Annotated in this window: 21 protein-coding genes; 17 read left to right on the forward strand and 4 right to left on the reverse strand. The window is 44.9% G+C overall.

Annotation, left to right across the window (positions count from 1 at the left end):
- Positions 1 to 23 precede the first annotated feature (23 nt).
- From R8N47_RS03700 to R8N47_RS03770, 15 genes are all read left to right on the forward strand, one after another.
- On the forward strand, positions 24 to 1,136 hold the full coding sequence (locus R8N47_RS03700) for a protein-glutamate methylesterase/protein-glutamine glutaminase (protein WP_005384458.1): 1,113 nt from the start codon (positions 24 to 26) through the stop codon (positions 1,134 to 1,136).
- A gap of 8 nt (positions 1,137 to 1,144) precedes the next feature.
- A complete protein-coding gene (locus tag R8N47_RS03705) occupies positions 1,145 to 1,924 on the forward strand; it encodes a ParA family protein (protein ID WP_005380505.1) in 780 nt (259 codons plus the stop codon).
- Positions 1,914 to 2,990, forward strand: coding sequence for a chemotaxis protein CheW (locus R8N47_RS03710; protein WP_318070291.1), 1,077 nt, complete (start codon positions 1,914 to 1,916; stop codon positions 2,988 to 2,990). Before R8N47_RS03705 ends, R8N47_RS03710 begins: the two co-directional genes overlap by 11 nt.
- A gap of 35 nt (positions 2,991 to 3,025) precedes the next feature.
- Positions 3,026 to 3,520: a chemotaxis protein CheW gene (locus R8N47_RS03715; protein ID WP_005380507.1), complete on the forward strand. Its 495-nt coding sequence runs from the start codon at positions 3,026 to 3,028 to the stop codon at positions 3,518 to 3,520.
- Between the two features lie 13 nt (positions 3,521 to 3,533).
- Positions 3,534 to 4,028 (forward strand): DUF2802 domain-containing protein, encoded by a 495-nt coding sequence (locus tag R8N47_RS03720; protein ID WP_025767176.1) that lies wholly within the window; start codon positions 3,534 to 3,536, stop codon positions 4,026 to 4,028.
- Between the two features lie 289 nt (positions 4,029 to 4,317).
- Positions 4,318 to 4,935, forward strand: coding sequence for a cytochrome c biogenesis heme-transporting ATPase CcmA (gene ccmA / locus R8N47_RS03725; RefSeq protein ID WP_005380511.1), 618 nt, complete (start codon positions 4,318 to 4,320; stop codon positions 4,933 to 4,935).
- A gap of 1 nt (position 4,936) precedes the next feature.
- A complete protein-coding gene (gene ccmB, locus R8N47_RS03730; RefSeq protein ID WP_005380512.1) occupies positions 4,937 to 5,605 on the forward strand; it encodes a heme exporter protein CcmB in 669 nt (222 codons plus the stop codon).
- 109 nt (positions 5,606 to 5,714) lie between these two features.
- Positions 5,715 to 6,458, forward strand: coding sequence for a heme ABC transporter permease (locus R8N47_RS03735; RefSeq protein ID WP_005380513.1), 744 nt, complete (start codon positions 5,715 to 5,717; stop codon positions 6,456 to 6,458).
- An 11-nt stretch (positions 6,459 to 6,469) separates the two neighbouring features.
- Entirely contained in the window at positions 6,470 to 6,676 is a 207-nt protein-coding gene (gene ccmD / locus R8N47_RS03740; protein WP_005380515.1) for a heme exporter protein CcmD, read from the forward strand.
- Complete coding sequence (gene ccmE / locus R8N47_RS03745; RefSeq protein WP_005380516.1) at positions 6,673 to 7,158, forward strand: cytochrome c maturation protein CcmE; 486 nt, start codon at positions 6,673 to 6,675, stop codon at positions 7,156 to 7,158. The genes ccmD and ccmE overlap by 4 nt, the downstream gene beginning before the upstream one ends.
- Complete coding sequence (locus tag R8N47_RS03750; RefSeq protein ID WP_064354224.1) at positions 7,155 to 9,131, forward strand: heme lyase CcmF/NrfE family subunit; 1,977 nt, start codon at positions 7,155 to 7,157, stop codon at positions 9,129 to 9,131. Before ccmE ends, R8N47_RS03750 begins: the two co-directional genes overlap by 4 nt.
- A 1-nt stretch (position 9,132) precedes the next feature.
- The gene (locus R8N47_RS03755) at positions 9,133 to 9,687 is read left to right on the forward strand and encodes a DsbE family thiol:disulfide interchange protein (protein ID WP_005380518.1); all 555 of its coding nucleotides are present in this window, start codon (positions 9,133 to 9,135) and stop codon (positions 9,685 to 9,687) included.
- A complete protein-coding gene (locus R8N47_RS03760) occupies positions 9,684 to 10,169 on the forward strand; it encodes a cytochrome c-type biogenesis protein (RefSeq protein WP_005380519.1) in 486 nt (161 codons plus the stop codon). The genes R8N47_RS03755 and R8N47_RS03760 overlap by 4 nt, the downstream gene beginning before the upstream one ends.
- A complete protein-coding gene (ccmI, locus tag R8N47_RS03765; protein WP_064354223.1) occupies positions 10,169 to 11,383 on the forward strand; it encodes a c-type cytochrome biogenesis protein CcmI in 1,215 nt (404 codons plus the stop codon). The genes R8N47_RS03760 and ccmI overlap by 1 nt, the downstream gene beginning before the upstream one ends.
- A gap of 216 nt (positions 11,384 to 11,599) precedes the next feature.
- Entirely contained in the window at positions 11,600 to 12,373 is a 774-nt protein-coding gene (locus R8N47_RS03770) for a VacJ family lipoprotein (protein ID WP_005380523.1), read from the forward strand.
- 74 nt (positions 12,374 to 12,447) lie between these two features.
- Here R8N47_RS03770 and R8N47_RS03775 read toward each other — a convergent pair whose 3' ends face one another.
- From R8N47_RS03775 to R8N47_RS03790, 4 genes are all read right to left on the reverse strand, one after another.
- Positions 12,448 to 13,764, reverse strand: coding sequence for an outer membrane protein transport protein (locus R8N47_RS03775; RefSeq protein WP_047104363.1), 1,317 nt, complete (start codon positions 13,762 to 13,764; stop codon positions 12,448 to 12,450).
- Between the two features lie 309 nt (positions 13,765 to 14,073).
- Positions 14,074 to 15,333, reverse strand: coding sequence for an outer membrane protein transport protein (locus R8N47_RS03780; RefSeq protein WP_064354222.1), 1,260 nt, complete (start codon positions 15,331 to 15,333; stop codon positions 14,074 to 14,076).
- A gap of 297 nt (positions 15,334 to 15,630) precedes the next feature.
- Positions 15,631 to 16,362: a DUF3379 domain-containing protein gene (locus tag R8N47_RS03785; RefSeq protein ID WP_017635939.1), complete on the reverse strand. Its 732-nt coding sequence runs from the start codon at positions 16,360 to 16,362 to the stop codon at positions 15,631 to 15,633.
- Entirely contained in the window at positions 16,355 to 16,930 is a 576-nt protein-coding gene (locus R8N47_RS03790) for a sigma-70 family RNA polymerase sigma factor (protein ID WP_005380528.1), read from the reverse strand. Before R8N47_RS03790 ends, R8N47_RS03785 begins: the two co-directional genes overlap by 8 nt.
- Before the next feature lie 720 nt (positions 16,931 to 17,650).
- Between R8N47_RS03790 and fadI the strand changes: the two genes are divergently transcribed.
- Together fadI and fadJ are read left to right on the forward strand one after the other, a co-directional pair.
- Positions 17,651 to 18,958, forward strand: coding sequence for an acetyl-CoA C-acyltransferase FadI (fadI, locus tag R8N47_RS03795; RefSeq protein WP_213913642.1), 1,308 nt, complete (start codon positions 17,651 to 17,653; stop codon positions 18,956 to 18,958).
- Positions 18,958 to 21,069, forward strand: a complete 2,112-nt coding sequence (fadJ, locus tag R8N47_RS03800; RefSeq protein ID WP_005380532.1) for a fatty acid oxidation complex subunit alpha FadJ — start codon at positions 18,958 to 18,960, stop codon at positions 21,067 to 21,069. Before fadI ends, fadJ begins: the two co-directional genes overlap by 1 nt.
- The last annotated feature ends 11 nt before the right edge of the window (positions 21,070 to 21,080 follow it).

Below are 21,080 nucleotides of genomic sequence, written 5' to 3' on the forward strand. Positions count from 1 at the left end.
CTGACGTTATTAAAAGGAATAAGATGGCGATTAAAGTACTAGTCGTTGATGATTCGAGTTTTTTCCGACGTCGCGTGAGCGAAATCATCAACTCAGAATCGCGCCTAGAAGTGATTGACGTTGCGGTAAATGGTAGAGAGGCGGTTGAGAAAGCCAAATCTCTCAAACCTGACGTCATCACGATGGATATTGAAATGCCAGTGATGGATGGCATTACAGCTGTACGTGAAATAATGGCCGCTGCTCCAACGCCAATTCTAATGTTTTCGTCCCTGACCCACGACGGGGCGAAAGCTACGCTTGATGCGCTTGATGCGGGCGCATTGGACTTCTTACCGAAAAAGTTTGAGGACATTGCGCGTAACCGTGAAGAAGCGGTGTCATTACTTCAACAGCGTGTGATTCAGATTGCCTCGAAGCGCGCTTTCATGCGTCGACCTATCGCTCGCCCAACAGCGAGTACCAGCACGACTACTCGACCATTAGGTTCAAGAACGGCTTCACCTGTGACTCCAACACCAACTCGACCTGCTGCGACAAAGTACCGTGCTTCTGGTAAGAAGTATCAACTGACGGCAATTGGCACATCAACAGGTGGCCCCGTTGCTCTACAAAAAATTCTGACGCGCTTGCCGATGAACTATCCGCATCCGATTGTATTGATTCAACACATGCCAGCAACGTTTACTGCTGCGTTTGCCAGTCGTTTGAACACCTTGTGTAAGATTCAAGTGAAAGAAGCACAAGATGGCGATGTGTTACAGCCCGGTGTGGCATACCTTGCACCAGGTGGGAAACAAATGATGGTAGATGGACGAGCGGGCGCTGCTCGTCTTCGCATTATTGATGGCGGCGATCGCATGAACTACAAACCATGTGTGGATGTGACTTTTGGTTCTGCCGCAAAAGTATATGGCGACAAAGTGCTCTCTTTAGTGTTGACAGGCATGGGTGCAGACGGTCGTGAGGGCGCTCGCATGTTGAAGTCTTCAGGCTCAACAATTTGGGCACAAGATGAAGAAAGTTGTGTTGTTTATGGCATGCCCCAAGCGGTTGCTAAAGCAGGCATTTCTTCAGAAGATTTACCGCTTGACCGCATTGCTGAACGCATGTTGGTGGAAGTTGGCCTAGCGTAGGATTCATCATGATTGTTTGGAGTGTAGCTAACCAGAAAGGAGGCGTGGGTAAAACCACCTCAACAGTGACATTGGCGGGCTTATTGAGCCAGAAAGGCCATCGAGTATTGATGGTTGATACTGATCCTCACGCCTCATTGACTACTTATCTCGGTTATGATCCTGATGCAGTAACTTCGAGCCTATTTGATTTATTCCAGTTGAAGACGTTTTCTCGTGAGACGGTTAAGCCGTTGATTTTAGAAACAGAGCTGGAAGGAATGGATATCATTCCCGCGCATATGTCCCTTGCCACGCTTGATCGCGTAATGGGTAATCGCAGTGGTATGGGATTAATATTAAAACGGGCGCTGCAAACTGTCTCACAAGATTATGACTATGTGTTGATTGACTGTCCGCCAATCCTTGGCGTGATGATGGTGAACGCGTTGGCAGCCAGTGACCGAATTTTGATTCCTGTTCAAACAGAGTTTTTGGCGATGAAAGGTCTAGAGCGCATGATGCGTACGCTAACCATTATGCAAAAATCTCGCCCGGGCGGTTTCAAAGTGACTATCGTCCCAACCATGTACGATAAGCGCACGAAAGCGTCATTGCAGACATTGATGCAACTGAAAAAAGATTACCCAAATCAAGTGTGGACCTCAGCGGTGCCTATTGATACCAAGTTCCGCGATGCCAGTTTAAAGCACTTGCCAGCGTCGCATTTTGCTTCTGGTAGTCGTGGTGTGTTTGCCTATAAACAGCTACTGATTTATCTGGAGAGGTTGGCGTTCGATGAGCAGTAATGATGTGCTGTCCAGTGAACAAGCACTTGATGACTACTTTAATGCATTACTGGATGATGAAACTGAAATAACGACTCTTGAGGAAGACCTTGACCTGTTGGCTCAAGAGGTATCATCTGCAGAGCCAGAGCCAGAGCCAGAGCCAGAGCCAGAGCCAGAGCCAGAGCCAGAGCCAGAGCCAGAGCCAGAGCCAGAGCCAGAATTGCAGCTACAATACTCGGAGCCAGAAACGTACCAGTTTCAAGAAACATATCCGCCAGAGTTGGAAGCTCCAAACCTGGAAGATGTTCAAAGGCTATTAAGTCAGCTTGAAGCAAGCAACCCAGTGGCTGAGTTGGATATTGATAGTATTCTTGAACAAAATACGATTGATATTGCAGCAGAGATAAAAGCGGCTGAGCCTGAGGTACAAACCTTTAGTGAGGAGCCTGAGCTTCAGGGTGTTGAGGAAATACAGGACTGGGTGATTGATGAGCCAGTTTTTGAGGAAGCGCAACCAGAGGTGGATGAACCTCACGCAGTGATCGAACAAAGTATCAATATAGAATCGAACGTCGATACTGAACTCGAAACACAAGCAGATTCCGATATACCAACGGTCTGGGAAAGCACGAAGCGAAGTGAGGACTTCCAAGTTCTTTACTTTGATGTGAATGGTGTCACGTTTGCTGTACCTCTTGATGAGTTAGGTGGTATTCATCGCATTAGCGAGCTTAACCATTTGATAGGAAAACCCGCCTGGTATTTGGGGCTACAAACAAATCGCGAGCAGCAGTTTGATGTCATCGATACCGCGAAATGGGTGATGGCAGATAAGCTTCGTGATGATAGCTATAAAGATAACTACCAATATGTCGTCATGCTTGGTGAGAGCATGTGGGGGTTGGCCAGTAACCAATTAATGGGGACTGAAACGCTTAATATCGACAAGGTTCGCTGGCGTGAGCAGGCGGGTAAACGCCCTTGGCTAGCGGGCATGGTAAAAGAAAAAATGTGTGCCTTAATTCATGTCCAGGCGCTCATTGACATGCTAAACGCCGGTTTAGATGTCAAATCACTGAATTAGATTTAAGTCGGGAACGACATTAACGAGGATTAACTATGTCTCAAGCTTTTGAAGTAGAAGTGAAGAAAGATGCATCGAATGACGAAGTTCTTCAGTGGGTGACGTTCCAGCTAGAAGAAGAAACGTACGGCATCAACGTAATGCAAGTTCGTGAAGTACTTCGTTATACTGAAATTGCCCCTGTTCCAGGTGCACCAGATTATGTACTTGGTATCATCAACCTACGCGGTAATGTAGTTACTGTTATCGATACACGTTCACGTTTTGGCCTGATGGAAGGCGAAGTCACCGACAACACTCGTATTATTGTGATCGAGTCTGAGCGTCAAGTGATTGGTATCTTAGTAGATAGCGTGGCAGAAGTCGTTTATCTGCGTTCTTCTGAAATTGATACGACGCCTTCAGTTGGTACCGACGAGAGTGCGAAGTTCATCCAGGGTGTGAGCAACCGTGACGGCAAGCTTCTTATCCTTGTGGATTTGAACAAGCTGCTAACAGATGACGAGTGGGACGAGATGGCTCACCTTTAATGGCTGAATGATGATGGCTGAAGAGACTCTTTTATCTGCTCCATTCCTTGCGGGTGGCGTCGCTTTTATCGTGTTAGTATTGGTTGTTTTGCAACTGCGGATTCGCTCGGGGTTACAAAAGCAGTTAGACCAACAACGAGCTCAATCTCGACACGCAGATAAAGAAGTGCAAAAGTTGAGTAAGCAGTTACTCGAAGTGCGCTCGGTTGTCGTTGGTCTTGGGCAAAAAGTGACGGAGCAACAAGACATTATTCAGCACTTAAACGAGAGAATTCGCGAACTCGAACACGCTGATACTGATGGTCGCTTGTACAGTCGCGCTTCTAAAATGGTACAGCTTGGCGCTGATATCAACGAGCTGATTGAAGAGTGCGAACTACCAAAAGCCGAAGCTGAGTTGATGCTTTCACTGCAGAAGAAACTGGCGGGGAAAGAGAAGATTCCACCATTAAGTGGTCAGCCATCAGATGACTCAGAATATCCAACGCGTGGACGTCGTCGACGCTAAAGGTTATCAAGCGAAAAAAAGAGGCATTATTACGCCTCTTTTTTTGTTTTTAGCCGCTAATGCTCTTCTTAAATACAACCCTAGATAACCTTCAGTCGATCTTGCTCTTAGCTCTGGCCTCTCAAATTCAAAATGAGCGCTTATAACTACTTATAGTTAATTTTATTAAAGTGTGATGATTAATTAACAAAAATACATGAACTTACATGTAACCTAGCCCTCTTATCCTGTTTTGTCATAACTAAGCTGTGCTAATATAGCGGCTCGTTCATTTTTTAGTTGAAGCTCTATGTTAGAAGTGTCTAACCTGACAGCAATCCGTGATGAAAGGGTTCTGTTTGAAAACCTGCAGTTTGAAATTAAGCCTGGTGAATTGGTCCAGATCGAAGGGCGTAATGGTACTGGTAAAACTACATTGCTACGGATTGTGACAGGGTTAGGTGATAGAGAAGAAGGTGTCATTAAATGGAAAGGCGAAGAGGTTGAAAAATCTCGTGATGTTTTCCATCAAGATCTGCTTTTCTTAGGACATCAAACAGGAGTGAAACGAGAGCTTACCGCATTAGAAAACTTACGTTTTTATCAATCTATTCAAAATAATCGCTCTTCAGACGAAGAAATCTTCATCGCTTTGACTCAAGTAGGATTAGCTGGCCGAGAAGATGTGCCCGTAGCACAACTTTCCGCAGGTCAGCAACGACGAGTCGCATTGGCAAGGTTATGGCTCAGTAAGCAAATTTTATGGATTTTAGATGAGCCGTTGACTGCCATTGATAAGCAAGGTGTCAAGGTGCTTGAATCTTTGTTCGCAAGTCATGCTGATAATGGCGGTATTGTTGTGTTGACGACGCATCAAGATATGTTTGCGGACAGCCCGAAACTTAGAAAAATAAAGCTGGGTGACTGATATGATTTCCTCGATGACCACCATCATTCGTCGTGAGCTCCTAATCGCATTTCGCCGTCAGGCAGACATTCTGAACCCGCTGTGGTTCTTTATTATTGTCATTACTCTCTTTCCTCTGAGTATTGGACCAGAACCTAATTTGTTAGCACGTATTGCAGCGGGCATCGTTTGGGTTGCCGCATTGCTGTCCGCCTTATTATCATTAGAGCGTCTATTTCGTGATGATTTTCAAGACGGTGCACTAGAACAAATGATGCTAATGCCGATTCCATTGCAACTTGTAGTGGTTTCAAAGGTCATAGCACATTGGTTGTTAACAGGGTTACCTCTGATTTTAATTAGCCCATTATTGGCGGTTTTACTTTCGCTCGACTTCAATACTTGGCTATCGGTTGTATTAACCTTGATGATCGGTACACCAACACTAAGTTTTATTGGCGCCATTGGTGTGGCGTTGACTGTTGGGTTGCAAAAGGGTGGCGTTCTTTTGAGTTTGCTTATTCTTCCGCTCTACATCCCAATTTTGATTTTCGCAACATCGGCAATTGATGCTGCGGCACTCGGTATGGCGTATAACGGTCAACTAGCGATTTTAGGTGCGATGCTAATGGGGGCGATGACATTAACGCCCTTTGCCATCAGTGCCGCATTACGAGTTAGTGTTAACTAACTCAATAAAGTGCCAATGAAGCGGCGCTTGATCAAAGAATTATTATTAAAGCACTGCTACGGTCTCAACCCTTTAGACAGTGTCCCTGAAGTAAGAGTGAGAACAAAACATGTGGAAATGGCTACATCCTTATGCCAAGCCAGAAGCAGCTTATCGTTTGAGTGGTAAGTTTCTGCCTTGGTTTTCTGTATTGGCCCTCGTATGCTTATCGGTTGGTACGGTTTGGGGGCTTGCATTTGCGCCTTCAGATTACCAACAAGGTGACAGTTTCCGAATCATCTACATTCATGTCCCATCAGCTATTTGGTCTATGGGCGTTTATATGTCGATGGCGATCGCTGCATTTATTGGCCTAGTATGGCAAGTTCGCCTATCTGATATGGCGGCACTTGCGATGGCTCCGATTGGTGCAGTATTTACTTTTATTGCTCTACTTACAGGTGCTGTTTGGGGCAAGCCTATGTGGGGCACTTGGTGGGTATGGGATGCCCGTCTTACATCTGAATTGATTCTGCTATTTCTCTACCTTGGTGTGATTGCGCTCTACCATGCGTTTGACGATCAAAAAACCGCTGCAAAAGCCGCTGGTATCTTAGCGATCGTAGGCGTAGTAAACCTACCTATCATTCACTTTTCCGTGGAATGGTGGAACACGCTTCATCAAGGTGCGACGATCACGAAATTTGAGCAACCTTCTATTTCATCCGACATGCTTTGGCCGTTATTGCTGAACATCTTTGGCTTTGCGTTCTTCTTTGGTGCCGTGACGATGGTCCGTTTTCGTAACGAAATCATCAGTAAAGAAAGTCACCGCCCCTGGGTGCGCAAACTCGCAACAGAACAAACTCAGTGAGGTAACTGATTATGCATTTTGAATCTCTGAGCGACTTTTTTGCCATGGGTGGCTACGCATCATACGTATGGAGTGCGTTTGGTATTACTTTCTTATCCATGCTGATTCTTCTGATCACTAGCCTTCGCCGCGGTGATGCATTATTGAAAGAAGTGAAAGCAAAAATTGACCGTCAAGCTCGTATCGACGCAGCGAAGAACATGGAGAACACCTTATGAACCCGAGACGTAAAAAGAGGCTAGGTATTGTACTAGCGATCTTTATCGGTATTAGTGCCACCATTGGTTTGATACTTTATGCGCTTAACCAAAATATGGACCTTTTCTACACTCCAACGGAATTGGTTAATGGTAAGCCAGATGGCACCAAGCCAGAAGTAGGCCAGCGTCTGCGTATCGGTGGAATGGTGGTTGTGGGCTCAGTTCGTCGAGATCCTAATTCTTTGAAAGTGAGTTTTGACCTGCACGATGTCGGTCCGAAAGTGACGATTACCTATGACGGTATTCTTCCTGACTTGTTCCGTGAAGGGCAGGGTATTGTTGCTCAAGGTGTACTGAAAGATGCCACGACAGTTGAGGCATTTGAGGTCCTAGCGAAGCACGATGAAGAATACATGCCACCAGAAATTGCAGAAGCGATGAAGAAAACGCATGAACCGCTTCAATACAGCACCGAACAGAAACAAGGAAGCGGCCAATGATTGCTGAAATCGGTCACTTTGCTCTCATTCTTTCGCTTGCAATGGCTGTGCTGTTGAGCGTATTGCCATTGTGGGGAGCATCGAATAATAACACCATGCTCATGAACACAGCGCGACCGCTATCTTGGTCTATGTTCCTGATGCTGTTGTTCTCTTTCGCCATTTTATGTTGGGGATTTTATACTAACGACTTCACGTTACAGTATGTAGCGAGCAACTCGAATAGTCAGCTTCCTTGGTACTACCGTTTAACCGCAGTATGGGGTGCACACGAAGGTTCACTGTTGCTATGGGTGTTAATCCAAGCTGCTTGGACTGTCGCTGTAGCGACGTTTAGTCGTGGTATGCCGCAAGAGTCGGTTGCACGTGTACTTGCTGTTATGGGCATGATCTCAGTGGGTTTCCTACTGTTTATCATCCTAACGTCAAATCCATTCCTACGTACGTTACCGTTCTTCCCGGTTGACGGACGTGACTTGAACCCTCTGCTTCAAGACCCTGGTTTAATTGTTCACCCGCCAATGCTTTACATGGGCTATGTTGGTTTCTCGGTTGCGTTCTCTTTTGCGATCGCATCCCTAATGACTGGACGCCTTGACACGGCTTGGGCTCGTTGGTCTCGTCCTTGGACAACCGCTGCATGGGTATTTTTAACACTTGGTATCGCACTAGGTTCTTGGTGGGCTTACTACGAACTTGGCTGGGGTGGCTGGTGGTTCTGGGACCCAGTAGAAAACGCATCATTCATGCCTTGGTTAGCGGGTACCGCATTAATGCACTCTCTTGCCGTGACAGAAAAACGCGGCACATTTAAAGCGTGGACGGTACTATTGGCAATCTCTGCATTTTCGTTGAGTTTGTTGGGCACCTTCTTAGTCCGTTCCGGTATTTTAGTATCGGTGCACGCGTTCGCGTCTGACCCGTCGCGCGGTATGTTTATTCTAGGCTTCCTCGTTTTCGTTATCGGTGGCTCTTTATTGCTGTTTGCCGTAAAAGGGGCAGCAGTGCGTGTACGAGGTAACTTCGACTTAGTCTCACGTGAAAATGCGCTCTTAGCCAACAACGTATTACTTATCGCCGCTCTTGTTGTGGTGTTAGTGGGGACACTGTTGCCGCTCGTACACAAGCAGCTTGGTTTGGGGTCGGTCTCTATCGGTGCGCCATTCTTTGATATGCTATTTGCGTGGTTAATGATGCCATTTGCTTTCCTGCTTGGTATTGGCCCTCTTATTCGTTGGAAGCGAGACAATTTATCTAAACTTGTGAAGCCAATGCTCGTTTCAGGTGTGCTTGCTTTCGCCTTGGCCGCGCTATGCGTGTACCTGTTTGCCGATTTCTTCTCAACCATGGCTTACATTGGTTGGGTGATGGCGATTTGGATTATTGCGATGCATGGCTTTGAACTGTACGAGCGCGCAACGCACCGTCATAGCTTTAGTGAAGGTGTTCGCAAGCTGCAACGTAGCCACTGGGCAATGATGTTGGGTCATGTTGGTCTGGCGGTATCTGTTATCGGTATTGCGATGGTACAGAACTACAGCATCGAGCGTGATGTACGTTTAGCACCTGGCGAACACTTCCAAATTCAAGGCTATGATTTCTACTTCTCAGGCTTGCGTGATAAAGATGGTCCAAACTACGATGGCTACATCGCAGACTTTGAGATCACACACAATGGCAAATACGTGAATACGCTTCACGCAGAGAAGCGCTTCTACCGTACGGCTAAGTCTATGATGACTGAAGCAGCCATTGACCGTGGTATTAGCCGCGACTTATACATTGCAATGGGTGAACGTTTAGACGACAACCGATCTTGGGCTGTTCGTATTTACTATAAACCGTTCGTTCGTTGGATTTGGGCTGGCTCTTTGATTATGGCATTAGGCGGCGCACTAGCGATTTCTGATAAACGCTACCGCTTCCGTAAATCGCCGAAGAAAAATGCGAAGTCAAAAGAGCAGGAGGCATAACATGAATAAGAAAATCTTATTTATTCCGCTTGTCGCTTTCATGATTCTAGCGGGCATTTTCGCAACCCAATTAATGCGTAACCAAGAGGGCGATGATCCAACTAAATTGGAGTCGGTTTTGGTTGGCAAGCCAGTTCCTGAGTTTCATTTAGAAGACCTGGCTGAGCCTGGAAAACAGTACGACCAATCAATTTTTAAAGGTGAACCGTTGCTCTTGAACGTTTGGGCAACGTGGTGCCCAACGTGTTATGCAGAGCATAAATACCTAAACGAATTGGCGGGTAAGGGCGTTAAGATCATCGGTATGAATTACAAAGATGATCGTAATAAAGCAATAGGTTGGCTGAATGATCTCGGCAACCCGTACTTGATCAGCCTATTTGATGGCAGTGGTATGCTTGGCCTTGACCTTGGCGTTTATGGTGCTCCAGAAACATTCATTATTGATGCAAATGGTGTGATTCGCTATCGCCATGTAGGGGATGTAAACCCACGTAATTGGTCAGAAACACTGGAGCCGCTTTACAACAAATTGGTTGAGGAGGCGAAGCAATGAGAAAGCTAATTCTTGCCGTTTTTGCTGCGATGACATTATCTCTTGCTGCTCATGCGGCCATTGAAGTGTACGAGTTTGATAATTTGGAACAAGAACAGCAGTTCAAAGAGTTAAGCCATACGCTCCGTTGCCCTAAATGTCAGAACAACACGATCTCGGATTCTAACGCTGAACTTGCTCAGGACTTACGCCATAAGGTGTACGAAATGACCAAAGAAGGTAAGTCCAAAGATGAGATTGTTGATTACATGATCGCCCGTTACGGTAACTTCGTGACTTACAACCCACCATTTACGGTCGCGACTGCGATTTTGTGGCTAGGGCCACTCGCTGTAGTACTGGGTGGTTTTGGTTTGATTGTGCTGCGTAGCCGTAAATCTAAAGTTAAGGCAAAAGCGAGCAGTGACGAGCAATGGGATGAGCAAAAAGAAGCTCGTTTAAAAGCATTGCTTGAAGAAGAGAACAACGGAGATAAGAAGTAATGACACTATTTTGGATTTCCACCGTTGTTCTCACGCTTATTGCTTGTGCGCTGGTGGCTTTGCCGCTGCTTAAACAAAAAGCGAACAATGATGATGTGTTACGCGATGAGCTTAACAAGGCATTTTATAAAGACCGACTATCTGAGCTTGCAGAAGAAACTGACGAAGGTCTAGTTGAAAGTGAAGACGAACTGATTTCTGATCTAAAGCAATCACTGCTTGACGATATCCCTGGTGATAAAGCGCAAAAAGAAACTAAGGTTTCTCCAATCGCGGTTTTAGTTCCATCGGTAATTCTGACGGTGGTGCTGAGCTATGGTTTGTATTATAAATTTGGCGCGTCAGACGATATTGTTCAATGGCAAGAAGTGTCTGCAAATCTACCTGAGTTATCGAAAAAGCTGATGTCGGCTTCTTCTGAGCCGCTGAGTGACGATGAAATGGCGGATTTGACCCTTGCCCTTCGAACTCGCTTACATTACCAGCCGGAAGACTCGACAGGTTGGTTACTGCTAGGTCGTATTGCGTTAGCAAATCGTGATGTCACCACAGCTATCGATGCGATGGAAAAATCGTACCGCCTAGAGCCAAAAGATCCTGATGTGATGTTGGGTTATGCACAAGCTCTGATGCTGTCTCAAGAGGAAATGGATCAAGCGACGGCTCGCTCATTACTCGGCAAGCTGATGCAGCAAGACTATGTCGATCTGCGTGTGTTTTCTTTGTTAGCGTTCGATGCGTTTGAGCGTCAAGACTTCCCGGCAGCCATCAAGTACTGGGGAATCATGCAGCAAATGATTGGTCCAGAAGATAGTCGCTACGAGATGTTGTCACGCAGTATTGAGAGTGCTCGTAAGCAAATGGGCGAAGCGGTTTTACCGGATAAGAGTGTAGCTGTGACAATTAATGTGGCACCAAATGCTCAGTTGGATCCAAACGCAGTTCTGATTGTGTCAGTACATCGTTCAGATGGCTCTCCAATGCCTGTGGCTGCTGCTCGTTATCCGCTAGGTACTTTCCCTCGCACAGTCGTATTAGATGATGGCAATGCCATGATGCAAGGGCAAAAGTTATCTTCACTCGATAAGCTAATCGTCCGTGTGCGTGTAGATTCTGACGGTAACGTAGCAACGCGTGATCAAGATTGGCACGGAGAAAGTGACGTCGTTGAATTTGGCGCACCAGTAGAAGTGACCATTGATCAGCAGTATTAATTGTTAACATCTGTCTCTGAAACATGACAACGAGGTAGAGTCAGTTGCCTTTAGTGGTATGACTCTAAACGATCGAGTAGAATACCGAAGGCCAGCGATTGCTGGCCTTTATTTATTCCCATATCTGAGTCATCTTTACTATGTATCCTGCTCAACATACGTACAATGGTTAATCGGGGTGACTTAGGTACATTAATAGTCGTTATGGAAAATAAAATGTATAACAAGGGTAAATCTACCTTCTTGTTGCTGTTAGCCGTTGGACTGGTTGGCTGTTCAAGTGCGCCTGATGAAGCAGTAACAGGACAAGAAACAAATCAAACGACTTCTGATGTGTATGACCCGTTGGAAGGCTTTAACCGAACCATGTGGGAACTCAACTACGAATATTTAGATCCGTATTTGGTTCGTCCTGTATCACTTGCGTATGTAGAATACACGCCAGTTCCTATTCGTTCTGGTATCGCTAACTTCTTATCGAACTTAGATGAGCCAGCAAGCATGGTTAATAACTTAATCATGGGTAATGGTACGAAAGCCGTGGACCACTTTAACCGTTTTTGGATTAACTCGACGTTCGGTATTTTCGGTTTATTCGATATTGCAAGTGCCGCGGGTATTACGAAGTACGACGAGAAAGCGTTCAGTGATGCAGTAGGCCACTATGGTGTTGGAAATGGTCCTTACTTCATGGTTCCAGGTTATGGTCCGTATACCTTACGTGAAGTGACAGATACCGTAGATAGTACGTATTTACCCCTCTCTTATCTCAACTTCTGGGCGAGTTTGGGAAAGTGGGCGTTTGAAGGAATGGAGAAGCGTGCTTTATTAGTACCGCAAGAAGCGCAGCTAGACTCGTCGCCGGATCCATATATTCTAACTCGCGATGTTTATATCCAGCGTCAAAACTTTAAAGCAGAAGTTGAAACGGTAGAAGAAGTTAACATCGAAGAAGAAGAGTATTTAGATGAATATCTAGAAGACTTTTAAGCGTTGTTCTTCACAATAGAGAAATGAAAAAAGGCTTAGCTGATGCTAAGCCTTTTTTGTATTTTGCAGCTTGGTTAGAAACGGTAGTTTGCTTGAACACCGATTAGCCAAACATTACCCGTAGTTTCGCCTACAAATTGGCCACCGACTTGTTCTGCAGTGTCGTCTGACTTGTAACCACGAGACTCAACGATTGGTGCGTCTTTCGCAAAAATATAGGTGAAGCCAGCGTCTAGGCTGAAGTCTTTCGTCCAATCGTACGTTGCGCCAATACTTAGCCAAGTGCGGTCAGTTTCTGGAATAGTGATCGTACGGTTTTTGTCGCTTACCGCTGAAGTATCGTATGCAATACCAGTGCGTAGCGCTAGCTTAGGATCAAGCTGGTAAGTGGCACCAACAGCAAAGCGATAGTTGTCTTCCCAGTTTTCTACTTTAACCATATGCGTGCCAGCAGTATCTAGACGTGCTTCCAATTTCTCGAAAGAGCTCCAATCCGTCCAGTTAACGCTTGCGTGTAATGCAAGTTGGTCTGTTACTTGGTGGAAGCTTGCCAACTCAGCTGTTGCAGGCAGGTTTAGATACATGTAGCCGTTGTCGCGTTCAGAAGTACCGAAGCCAAAACCAAGACCTTCAGCATGGCCTTCAAGCTTCAGTTCAACTTCAGATTTGTACGCGAATCCGATACGGTTATTTTCATTGATCTGCCATGCTGTACCAACTTGCCAGCCCCAAGCGGTATCGTCACCTTCCATGTATTTTAGAGCGGTACCTTGAGGAACACTGATTGGTTGATTAGTTTCAGGGTTTAACCCTACAACGTTATTCTTAGGAGCTGCTGCGCCAAAGCTGCCTTCGCCGATGATGTAACGGATACCACCACCAACGCTGATCGATTCATTGACTTTGTAAGCTGCGTTTAAGTTCGCTTCCATTGTCGTTACGCTTGCTTCATTACCGAAGTGCGAGGCACCAAAGCCTTTACCTAAATCGGTTTCCATGCCGTAGTTGGTGCCAAATGCCAAACCAATCGCGAATTTCTCATTATATTGGTGTGATAGGTAGAAGTTTGGAATGATTGCATCATGTGCGAAGTCATCTGAAGATGCAGAAGAAGTGCTACCGTGGAAGTTTACATCACCTTCAATATCAATATTTGGGTTCACATAGATTGCACCAACGGACACTTGAGTGCCTTCCAAATAAGTTAGCATTGCTGGGTTACGCCATTGTGCACTTGCGTTGTCAGCCATTGCAGCTTCACCAGCATATGCTCGACCTAGGCCTGTCGCAGAATATTCAGCAAGTTGGAAACCTGCTGCGTTAGCCATGCCCGTTGTGCCAAGTAGGCTTAATGCCACTGCTGTTGATAGAAGAGTCTTGTTGGTTTTCATTCGAATGTTCGCTGATTTGTTTATAACGTGGGACGAAAGTTTAAAGGTAGAGTTTTTACTTTAGAAATGAAAATCCAGCGCAAGTGGTCATTTGGAATATTATCCTTTCAAATGTTATTTGTGCGGTTTAATAATCTAACTGTGAAAGGCTTGTAAACGGAATTCAGCGAACAGCTGTGCGTCCTAATTGTGAGATTTAGATACACGTGTTCACTCAAATTGAGTGGGCAATAAATCGCAGATATGAAAAAAGGCTGGAAATCCAGCCTTTTATATAAAGTATTTTTCTACTAACTAACAGCGAAGTGTTTAGAAGCTACGGCTGTATTGTAAGCCGAATAGAATTGCATCAGCATGAGTTGTTGCTGTTACACCGGTAGAAAGACCAGGAGCTAATTGAGTATTCTCATTAACTTTTACATCTTCACCTAACAAGTACGTGAAGCCAAAATCGATGTTTGAGCTATTATCAATATGGTAAGAGAAACCTGTGGAGAACCACTGGCGATCTGAGTCTGGTACCGAGATAGACGTTACTTTATCTTGAGCGCTTGTGTCGTACATGTAACCAGCACGAAGTGTCCAGTTGTTGTTTAGGTAGTAAGTACCACCAATTGCGTAGTGCCAGCCATCTTGCCATTGATAGTCTTTCGAGTAACCACCTTTAAGTAAACCCTGATTTAGGTTCTCAAAATCAATTTGGTCGAAATCTTTCCAACCGATGTATTGGATGCTGTAGTGTACAGCAAACTTAGTGTCTTGGATTTTGTGGAAACCAGAAAATTCGGCCATATCTGGTAGAGGTAGCGTGATTTCCTGACCTTTGTCGTCTTTCGCCGTAAATTCAGGGCTGTAACGATACGCTAGACCAAAACGGTTGTTTTCATCTAGTTCGTACACAGTACCAACGTTAAAACCAACAGCCCAACCATCAGCTTTATCTACGTCCAGAATTTTTTGACCGCCAACCCCTGGGACTGAAGAGCTAGTTGTACGCTTCATTGTGCCTTGGCCGTAGATTAAATCTAAACCAGCACCAAAGCTCCATTGTTCGTTTAAACGGTAAGAACCCGCCAATCCAAAGTTGAAGCTTTTTACATCCGTAAGACCACCGTACTCGGTTGCGGTGTAGTTATCTGAAAATTCAGTTTTAGTGCCGAAATTAGAGTATGCGTTTACGCCCCATGCAAACTTGTCATTTACTGGAACGATTAGGTGAATGTTTGGAGCTATTGACGTATCACCCACATCATCAGTGTCAGCAACATTTACAGTACTGGAGCCCAAAGGAGTATTAACGTTATATTTCGCATCTTTCACTTCAATCATTGAAGTAATGCTTTCGAAACCTAGCGACAGTTCCATTTTATCAAACAGAGCCATTGCTGCTGGGTTACGAGCCATTACTGCTGCATTATCTGCGATTACTGCATCACCAGCAAATGCACGGCCGATGCCAGTTGCTGATTGAGCGTTGATTTGGAAACCCGCTGCCATCGATTGACCTGAGGCAAAAGCTACCGTTACTGCTAGGAGAGTCTTTTTAAACAGACGCGTGTTCTGAGTCATTTGTTTTTCCTTATTAGATTCGTCTCTTTGGACGATAAATTGAGCTTTTGCTCAGTGGCGCAGATAGTAGTATCAATAGTTGCTTGGACAAATCCGACCATTGGATAAAATTGAATAAAAATTGCAGAAATGATGTCTAAAAGACGGGAAATTGCACTTAAAATGCATAATTTAGAGTTTAAGCTCTAAATGCGATAGGGGTGGTGAATGTTTTGTGTTCTATTTATACAAAAATGCCGCTAAATAAGATCATTTAGCGGCATTTAACCTTTTGAAGGCTGGAAATCGTCGAAGTTGTTACATTGGCTTAATCATTGATGCAAGAGTCGTAGCGATCGCATCAATATTTTCACCTTCTTCCCCGACTAAAATCAGGCTTGAACTCCCGACGGGCTGAACGATTCCGGTCATGCCATCCTTACTAAAGTCGGTACTTTGTTCGCTTGGAATACCAGTAATAAATAACGTTACTTTACCTTTTGGACCTTGGAACACCATATGCACCGCATTGGATTCGCCAAAACCGCAGTGGTTTAGGTAGTAAACGTGATATGGAAAGTTTTCACTAAACTGGTAATGAAATGGCGACATTTTCGCATTAATTTGCGAGCTCGGTACATCCTCATCAAGATGACGAACAAACGGTTCTTCATGAATAACGTGTTTCATCGCGGTATCCGCTAAACTGGCTTGTGCTGGAGACACCAAAACATTTCCCCAGTTTACTTGGCCAACTAATAATCCTGCGGTGAACGCAATAGAAGCGGCAAGTGCCATTGCTTTGCGGACAAAGTTTGGTCTGACGACCTTCTCTTCATCAAGTGCACTCGACGTCTGGCTAAATAAAATCTTATCTGCGAGATCTTCGGGTACATCCACATTCATGGCTTGTTTAATTTTTACATCGAGATCCAAAACGTCATCAACAAACTTATTGTTGGCGTCGCTACCAGCTAAAGCTTGCAGAATCTCTTCATCCTTTTGTTTTGGATCCGACAAAATACGACGACGAAATTCTAAATCATCCATTCTTTTGTCCTCTCTTAGTATCTTGAGAATCCAACATCTCTTTAAGTTGATTACGAGCGCGAAATAGTCGAGTCATCACTGTGTTTTTATTTAAATCAAGAATGTCGCCAATTTCTTCTCCACTGAAACCACCGACAACTTGGAGAAATAAAGGCTCACGATATTCAACATCGAGCTTCATGATCTGTGCCTGCAGCCATTCTTGCTGATGATGTGAGTCATCGCTGACTTTAGCATCATTGCCGTAATCATCGATATCAACTAAATCAAATTGTTTACGTTCGAAGCGGCGCGCATTTTCTCGTCTCAATATTGTGATGAGCCAAGACTTGGCAGCTTTTTCGTCTTGGAGGCTATCGAGTGACTTCCAAGCTCTAAGACAGGTTTCCTGAACTAGATCTTCCGCGACCGCTTTATCTTTGCACAACCAATATGCGTAGCGGTACAAGTCACGATGATACCCTCGGACGAGCGCTTCGTATTTTCTTTGCTTGTCCATATCAGAGTTGACCGGACTGTTGGAATTTTTCTTTCCAAACATTTTTAATATGGCCACAGGAGCCTCCATCCTCGCTCTGTGAGTTTCTTATTTGTTCTGAGCATGACTTTACTTGCTTCATCGCTTAGCGGTTTTGGTTGCAGGATTTGTCATGCAACCCCTTTGACACAATAAGCCATGTGGTTACCTAAAAGTGTATACGCAAATGTCAGATATCATCGAACACGAATTGATATATATTGTTAACAATATCATCATTAGTAATCAATGGCTTGGATAAGTTCACTCGATGGAGCATTAAAAGGGACTTCTGATGGTGGATTCTTGAATTGTTTTGAATCAATAATCGCTTTAGGTGAGCTTAAAACTCGTAAAATCACTATAAAATTGATCTATTTCAAAATATCAAGCAGTGAAGGGGTTATAGTACACCTTGTCATCTCGTTAGTCATTGCGACTAACATGTTGAGCAAGATGACACTTCCTTTTGAAGGCTGACTTTACTTTCTCCTAATCAGGAAACTGATTACTTTTCAATTGGCGTAAGTTAATTGTTTTATAGATATTCCGACCACACAGTTATGTGTGGTTTTTTTTTGCTTCGATTTTACTTTCCGTATACCTCTTACCGTTTTAACTCTCTATAGTTAACCATTAGTAATCGCATAAGAATCAAAGAAGTAGAGTAATTGAACTACTTGCTTCACGTTTATTTAAACGCACGTTTGATAAATTTAACAAATTCATTACAATGCATCAGGTCAGACCTCTTGTATTTAAGGAGAAACAATGGGCAAGCAGGAAGTAAAAACACGCAATGGTGAGCGTGTCGCTATTGTCGCGGGGCTTCGAACTCCCTTTGCTCGTCAAAGCACGGAATTTAGCCAAGTGCCAGCGGTCGATTTAGGGAAAATGGTAGTAAGCGAAATGCTTGCTCGAACAGATATTGATCCGAAGCTAATCGAACAAGTGGTATTTGGACAAGTAGTACAAATGCCTGAAGCGCCAAACATCGCACGAGAAATCGTGTTAGGCACCGGTATGAACATCCATACTGATGCTTACAGTGTGACTCGAGCGTGTGCGACGAGTTTTCAAGCGGCGGTTAATGTCGCAGAAAGCATCATGGCGGGAACCATCGATATTGGTATTGCTGGCGGTGCAGACTCTTCTTCCGTCCTGCCTATTGGCGTATCAAAGAGATTGGCTGCTAATCTGCTTGCTCTTAGTAAGACAAAAACAATGGGTCAGAAGCTTAGTATCCTCAAAAACTTGAGCTTTAAAGACCTGATGCCAGTGCCACCAGCAGTAGCAGAGTACTCTACGGGTTTATCCATGGGACAAACTGCAGAGCAAATGGCTAAAACACATGGTATTTCTCGCGCAGAACAGGATGCGCTTGCACATCGTTCTCATACGCTGGCTTCTCAAGCTTGGAAAGAAGGAAAAATCCAAGATGAAGTGATGACGGCTTTCCCTGAACCATACAAAAAGTGGATTTCGGAAGACAACAATATCCGTCATGACTCAACGGTTGAGGGATACGCGAAATTGCGACCTGCGTTTGATCGTCAGTATGGCAGTGTTACGGCTGCGAACAGTACGCCATTGACTGATGGTGGTGCGGCAGTGATGTTGATGCGAGAAGGTAAAGCGAAAGAGCTCGGAATGGAGATTCTTGGTTACATCCGAGGTTATGCATTCTCTGCTATCGGCGTGGAAAAGGACATGCTGATGGGGCCGACTTATGCCACAGCGAAAGTGCTTGAAAATACAGGCTTGGAACTGTCAGACCTGACGTTGATCGACATGCACGAGGCCTTTGCTGCTCAAGCATTGGCGAATGTGAAGATGTTTGCTTCCGATAAGTTTGCTCAAGAAAACCTTGGTCGCTCAAAAGCGATTGGTGAAATTGACATGGATAAGTTCAACGTGCTTGGCGGATCAATTGCTTATGGTCACCCATTTGCTGCGACTGGTGCGCGTATGATGACGCAAACCCTACGAGAACTAAAACGCCGTGGCGGTGGTATTGCATTGAATACCGCATGTGCTGCTGGTGGTCTTGGTGCGGCAATGATTCTGGAGGTTGAGTAATGAGCGAGCAAAAAGCATTTAGTCTAAAGGTTGATGAGCAAAATATTGCTTGGTTAGCAATTGATGTTCCTAATGAAAAAATGAATACGCTGCAGGCGGCTTTTGCTGACGAAATGAAAGAAATTTTTGCTCAGCTAAAAGACTCCAGTGGTATTAAAGGGATGATCATCCACTCCCTAAAACCGGACAATTTTGTTGCGGGCGCAGATGTTCGAATGCTAGAAGCATGCACCACAGCAAGTGAAGCGGAAGACTTAGCAAGGCAAGGTCAGGATTTATTCCAGCAGCTATCGGACTTACCGTATCCTGTCGTTGCGGCTATTCATGGCCCATGTTTGGGCGGTGGTTTAGAACTGGCTCTTGCATGTGATTACCGTGTTTGTACGGATTCTGACAAAACGCGTTTAGGTCTGCCAGAAGTACAACTTGGTTTATTGCCAGGTTCTGGTGGTACTCAGCGTCTGCCACGTTTGATTGGCCTGTTACCGTCGTTGGACTTGATCCTGACGGGTAAACAACTTCGTGCGAAGAAAGCTAAAAAATTGGGCGTTGTGGACGCCTGTGTGCCTGACACCATTTTGCTCGACGTAGCAAAACAGTTTATCGACAAAGGTAAAAACAAGGGCACGAAAAAGCTATCGACGAAAGAAAAGGTGATGTCTGGTAGCGGGCTAGGGCGCAAGTTTGTATTTGAGCAAGCTGCGAAGAAAACGAATCAAAAAACTCGCGGTAACTATCCAGCAACGGTTGCAATTCTAGAAGTTATTCAACATGGCTTAGAGAAAGGCTTCGCTAAAGGTCAAGAGCTTGAAGCGAAGCGCTTCGGTGAGCTTGTGATGAGCTCAGAGTCAAAAGCGCTCCGTTCGATCTTCTTTGCCACAACAGAAATGAAGAAAGAAAATGGCACGGATGCGAAACCAGCACCAGTTCATAAAGTTGGTGTGCTTGGTGGTGGTCTGATGGGCGCCGGAATCAGCCATGTGTCTGTTGCAAAAGCAAAAGTACCTGTTCGCATCAAAGACGTTAGCAACGATGGCGTTTTAAACGCGCTCAACTACAACTACAAGTTATTTGAGAAACAGCGCAAACGTCGCATTCTATCCAAGGCCGATCTGCAAGCGAAAATGCTGCAACTGTCTGGTGGTGTCGATTTTACCAGTTTTAATCATATTGATGTCGTAATTGAAGCCGTTTTTGAAGACTTAGATCTTAAGCAAAAAATGGTGGCGGACATTGAAGCGAACGCTAAGACAGAAACTATCTTTGCGACCAATACTTCTTCGTTGCCTATCCACAAAATTGCAGAAAAAGCGGAGCGTCCAGAAAACGTAGTGGGTTTACATTACTTCAGCCCGGTAGAAAAAATGCCGTTGGTGGAAGTGATTCCGCATGAAACGACGTCAGATGAAACCGTTTCAACAGTTGTTGCACTTGCTAAGAAGCAAGGTAAAACCCCGATCGTAGTGAAAGACAAAGCGGGCTTTTACGTGAACCGCATTCTTGCTCCATACATGAACGAAGCGGCGCATATTTTGTTGGCTAACGAACCGATCGAAAAGATTGATACGGCGTTGCTTGATTTTGGTTTCCCTGTTGGCCCGATTACCTTGTTGGATGAAGTTGGTGTCGACATTGGCGCGAAAATTATGCCGATCCTGGTTAATGAGTTAGGTGACCGATTCAAAGGGCCGGATGTGTTTGATATCTTGTTAAATGATGGACGTAAAGGACGCAAGAGTGGTAAGGGGTTTTACACTTACAAGGGCAAGAAGAAAGATGTCGACAAATCGGTTTACAAACTGCTTAAGCTCGACCCTGAATCTAAGCTAAGCGATAACGATATTGCGTTGCGCTGTGTGCTGCCAATGCTGAATGAAGCGGTACGTTGTTTGGATGATGGTATCATTCGCTCGCCACGTGACGGTGATATTGGCGCGATATTTGGTATTGGTTTCCCACCGTTCTTGGGTGGTCCGTTCCGTTACATGGACCAATTTGGCATTAAAGAGCTCGTAGAGAAAATGAATGAGTTTGCATCGAAGTATGGCGATCGTTACGCGCCATGTGATGGTTTGCTTACTCGAGCTGGTGAAGGGACAACGTTCTATTAAACGTTGCTGCG

Source organism: Vibrio sp. 2132-1 (assembly GCF_033344315.1).